We start from the raw sequence: 4502 nt of genomic DNA, 5'->3' as shown, positions 1-4502 counted from the left end.
CGCCCCCGGGCATCTGTGATCACCAGTCGGAGCGTTTCGGGGGACGGACTCGCAGGTGCTTTGCTGGACGGCAGTGGCGGCGGAGGCACATCCAGGGTCGAGAGGTCGAGCTTGCCCTGCTGGCTCACCTTGACCCAGTACCCCCGGCCCGGATACAAGGAGTCGGCGGCCTGGTATCCCCGCCGAAACCCGAAGAAGCTCGTCTGAACGATGCCGCCGGGATCGCTCGACACCGAGTCTACGGAAATCGTGTCGGCCAGCGCACCGATGACGTTCCAGCCCTCGTCGACGGCAATCGAGGAGGAGTCCGGCAGCGTTCCGGTTATCTGGACCGTGCCGGCGGAGCAGTTCCCGAAAATTCCCTTGCCGGGAGGCACGGGATCGCTGTCTCCGATCGTGCTATATCCGGTTCCCGGATCGAAGAAGAACCCGCTCTGGCAGGGAGGGAGCAGGGCCCCGAAGCTTTGATCGTCGGCCTGGACGGGGACCGAGGAGAGATTCCAGCCCTGATCCAGGGTGATCGACACGGTGATGCTATCCTGGGACTGGGCATGCAGGGGCGCAGGAACGCTCCCACCCGCACAGAGCAGGACGGCGCTGATGAGCCCGACGATGAAGCGTTGGCTGCACTGCTCCATTGCAGACGAAGTGATCATGTGAAAGCGAAATTTTATGTGGAGGCCCACGCTCTTCCCATTTTTCGGACGGGTCCAAGCGACGCTGGAAAACGGCCGTCGTGCGCCCATTGTCTTTCGTGTCCGTTGGAATCCAGCAAGGGCAGGTACCAGCCGCGAGAGACGTCCGTTGTCACGCATCCGGAACCAGTGAAACAGGACCGCCGCCCCGGCCCATAGCGCGAGAGGACAGTATCGCCTTGAAGTGCGACCCCTTGTCGGGCTCGTCGTCTGGGCAGCGGTCCCTGGTCGGACTTAGAGGTTCCAGTAGCAAACGACATCGAAGGGCGTGGCCGTGCAAGTACGAAAGCTTCTCGGTCCATTCAGGGAGCCAAAACCCTGCCACGCCCAGATTGGAGAGATCTGTCCCTGTAATTTGGGGGAACTCGTCCTGAGGGATGGGTAGACTCGCCCCAGCGGATGGGTAAGATCATCGTAGAGGTGTTAGGCCCGGCCGTCGCCAGGGACCTTCAGCCGCTGAGTCGGGGGCTGCTGGAAGCCGTGTGCGACAGGGGCTCCTCCCTTGAGCGGCCATACGTTGAAGAGGACCGCGCAGAGAGGACCCGCCGGCGGGCCCTCAGGTGTATGCCGGCCAGGCGACACGGTAGGGGCTGTGGAGGACGGTTCAGCCCCGCTCGCAGGGACGAGGAATCAGATTGGTGGGGAGGGGGCGTGCCTGCGCTGCTGAGACGATAGGGACCTTCCGGGCAGGGACGCCCGCTCACCAGTTCTCTTGAGCGACAGCGGCCCTAAGTAGCCTCTCAGGGGCTGCTACCGGACTGAGCAGCAAGGCTGAAGGGGGAACGAGGATCGTTCGATTCATGTATTGAATTTGCTCGACGGAAGAACCCCCTGATCCTCTTCTCAGACCCGAGTATCCCTCGGACTAACAAGCGGGGCGTAGCGTGTAGTTCTCTGCGGTGCTCGTGCGTCGTGCCTGCAACCAGCACGTAGCTTCGGTCGGAGGACAGTGGGGACCGGGCTTCGCCGACCCTCCAAGAGCGCAACGGCTTTGCAACGATCAGACCAGTGGGCGAGTCTTCACTGCCCTGCTCACGTTAGAGATATCCTCTTGCGCATACCACGAGCAACCCGCTCTGAGCAATGACGCCCTACGAGTTTCTGCGCCGCTACGACCGTGAAGACTACAACAGCGACCCTCGATTGGTGGAAGGAGGCTTCTTCCCGTCGTCTAAGCTCGGCGTGGAGTCGGGCGACACGGTTGGGGTCGTGCTCCTGAACCTCGGGGGGCCGGATGGGGAAGAGTCCGTCGAGCCCTTCCTCTACAATCTGTTCATGGATCCGGCGATCATCGACTTCTCGGAGGTCGTCTACTTCCAGGCACGAGGCCTCGTGCGTCACTGGTTCTCCCGCATCATTTCGTACTTCCGGTCGATGTCGGTCGCCGAGGACTACAAGGAAATCAGCGACGACGGCGGCTCCCCGATCAACCCGCTCACGCGCGAGCAGGCTGAGAATTTGGAGCACCAGCTCAACGAGCGCTACGCCGCCCGTACCGGTGCCACGTTCAAGACGTACATGGCCATGCGGTACTGGGAACCGTTCAGCGAGCAGACGGCCGCCCAGATGCAGGAGGATGGCGTCGACAGGGTCGTTCTGCTCCCGCTGTACCCGCAGTACTCCAAAACAACGACGGGAGCGTCGCTCGTGTACTGGCACGAACTGGAGAAGGCGGGCGAGATTCCGGCCTGGCCCACCACCTCCGTCTTCGAGTACGCGACGTACCCAAAGTACATCGAGGCACTGAGTGATCGTATCGACGAAGGGCTGGAGCGCTTTCCCGAAGAGGTGCGCGATGACGTGCACCTCCTCTTCAGCGCGCACGGCACGCCGCTCAAAGAGATGGAGGAGCGCCGCGACCCGTACTGCTGCCTCGTCCACTCCACGGTGAAGCACCTGATGGAGCACCGGGACTTTGACCACTCGTTCAACACGGCCTTCCAAAGCAAGGTGGGCCCCTCGGAGTGGCTCACGCCCGCCACGGACGAGGAGGTGGAACGGCTCGCCGAAGAGGGGAAGGATGTGCTCGTCATCCCGGTCGCCTTCGTGACCGACCATATCGAGACGAGCTACGAGTTGGCCATCGAGATTCCGGAGGAACTGGAGGAGGAAGGTGCCCCTATTCCGGAGCACTACGAGGTGATGCCGGGCCTCAACAGCCACCCGAAGTTCATCGAAACGCTGGCGGACATGACCGCCGCTCAGCTCCAACTGCCCGACGTAAAGACGCCCACGCCTGGCAGCGAGCGGCCCTGCTGCAAAAGCCGCAATCGGGACATCCGCTGCCACCAGTGCGAGCGCGTCGCGGAGGCGACGGACTGGACGGCCGAGCCGGAACGAGAACCGGAGCTTGCATGACCGCCCTTTCCACTACGCCTAGGGGTTCTGTCCCTCCGCCATGGCCGCGACCAGCGACACGTCCGGTCCCGACGCACGAGTTCGCCGGCTCTACGGGGTGGCGCTTATCACCGCACTCGGAGGACTGTTTTTCCTGTTCGTGCGGGACTTCTGGATGACAGGGGCCTCCCTGGCCCTCAGCGTAGGCAGCGCGATGCTGGCCTGGGGCACAGAGTGGCAGAGCAAGGCCGCGCGATGGGGCGGATACGCGTGTGTGGGAACCGCTGCGGCCCTGCTCATCATCGATGCGCTGCAGAGCTACGTGCTGTAGTCCGGCCCGCTACGGAAGGGCATCGGCGGGCGGAAAAATAGAGCGCAGAGAGTCGGTGGGGGGCGCCTTCGCCCCGGCTGGGGCGAGGACCGCCGACACTGCCACGGCGCAGTGGTCGGAGGGCGGATGGGCGGGCGGGCCACACCGGACGCTTGTCGCCACGGGCGTAATGAAACTGGGCCGATAGAGGATGTGATCGATATTTTTGGTCGGATCGGCCGCCGGGTACGTGGAGGCTGTCGAATCGGCTCGGTCCCGCACGGGGCGCAGGTCGGTCTCGTCGAGCAGGAGGTCCATCGTCGCGTCGTCGGAGGCCGCTACCTCGCTGTTGAAGTCGCCGAGGAGAAACACGGGAACCCCCGGCTGCGCCACGGAATCATAGATCGCGCGCACTACCCGGGCCTGCCGCTCCCGCGTGGAGTCGTGGTACGCCTCCAGGTGCACGTTCAAAATTACCAGAGGACGACCGCCGACATCAATCAGGACTGCCTGAGCGAGGCGATCGAGATAGAAGGCCGACCGGTAGAACGACTGCGGCGGGCGGGGAAGGACGTAGCGCCGGTGCTGTCGGATGGGGAATCGGCTGAGCACGGACTGCCCGGACAGTACGCGCCCGTAGTGGACGGCCGGCCACCCATACGGAAAGGGAAGGTAGCGGACATCCCAGTTTACGGCCCGCGCAGCGGCCGTGTACCCAAGTCGGGTGGCGAGCGTGTCGAGCTGGCGAGCGTAAAACGAGCGGGCCGATCCGTAGTCGACCTCCTGAAGCCCCACGACCCCAGGATTGACCGCCCGAAAAAGATCCACGGCTCGACTCATGTTCGCAGTGAAGAGGCTTTCCGATCGCACGACCGGCTTGTTGTTGGTCATGCCCGACAGGAACCCGATATTGTAGGTCATCACCGTGAGGGTGTCGCGATCTGGAGCAGCGGGATCCGCCGCGTATGTCTCCGTCTGGGTGAGTTCTGCCTCGGACAGCCGGCCCGCACTTGCCCAGAAAAAGAAGAGAACGCCCCCAAGGAGCACAGCCCCGACGATCAAGCCCACAAATTTGAGCACGCGTTTCATAGAAAAGGTGACTGACCAATGCGTATCGAGAATCGCTGGATGATCAATTCCCTACTCGACGGAACGCGCCC

Annotated in this window: 3 protein-coding genes and 1 pseudogene; 2 read left to right on the top strand and 2 right to left on the bottom strand. The window is 63.3% G+C overall.

Annotated elements, in window-relative coordinates:
* A pseudogene (locus ABEL04_RS04585) lies at positions 1 to 656 on the bottom strand (hypothetical protein); the annotation flags it as partial.
* A 1122-nt stretch (positions 657 to 1778) separates the two neighbouring features.
* On the opposite strand from ABEL04_RS04585, the gene hemH reads away from it, so the two are divergent.
* Both hemH and ABEL04_RS04575 read left to right on the top strand, forming a co-directional pair.
* Positions 1779 to 3053, top strand: a complete 1275-nt coding sequence (gene hemH / locus ABEL04_RS04580; RefSeq protein ID WP_375801208.1) for a ferrochelatase — start codon at positions 1779 to 1781, stop codon at positions 3051 to 3053.
* Between the two features lie 40 nt (positions 3054 to 3093).
* The gene (locus tag ABEL04_RS04575) at positions 3094 to 3363 is read left to right on the top strand and encodes a hypothetical protein (RefSeq protein WP_375801207.1); all 270 of its coding nucleotides are present in this window, start codon (positions 3094 to 3096) and stop codon (positions 3361 to 3363) included.
* A 9-nt stretch (positions 3364 to 3372) separates the two neighbouring features.
* Here the strand turns inward: ABEL04_RS04575 and ABEL04_RS04570 are convergent, their stop codons facing one another.
* Positions 3373 to 4431 (bottom strand): endonuclease/exonuclease/phosphatase family protein, encoded by a 1059-nt coding sequence (locus ABEL04_RS04570; RefSeq protein ID WP_375801206.1) that lies wholly within the window; start codon positions 4429 to 4431, stop codon positions 3373 to 3375.
* Positions 4432 to 4502 lie beyond the last annotated feature (71 nt).

Source organism: Salinibacter sp., from assembly GCF_042218895.1.
Lineage (GTDB): Bacteria > Bacteroidota > Rhodothermia > Rhodothermales > Salinibacteraceae > Salinibacter.
Note: the sequence above shows the minus strand (reverse complement) of the source record. Positions and strands in the feature narration are given on the sequence as shown.

Bases quoted from the DNA above. Each gene is read 5' to 3' on its own strand.
- ABEL04_RS04575 (WP_375801207.1), top strand. From the start codon at position 3,094: ATGGCCGCGACCAGCGACACGTCCGGTCCCGACGCACGAGTTCGCCGG.
- hemH (WP_375801208.1), top strand. From the start codon at position 1,779: ATGACGCCCTACGAGTTTCTGCGCCGCTACGACCGTGAAGACTACAAC.
- ABEL04_RS04570 (WP_375801206.1), bottom strand. From the start codon at position 4,431: ATGAAACGCGTGCTCAAATTTGTGGGCTTGATCGTCGGGGCTGTGCTC.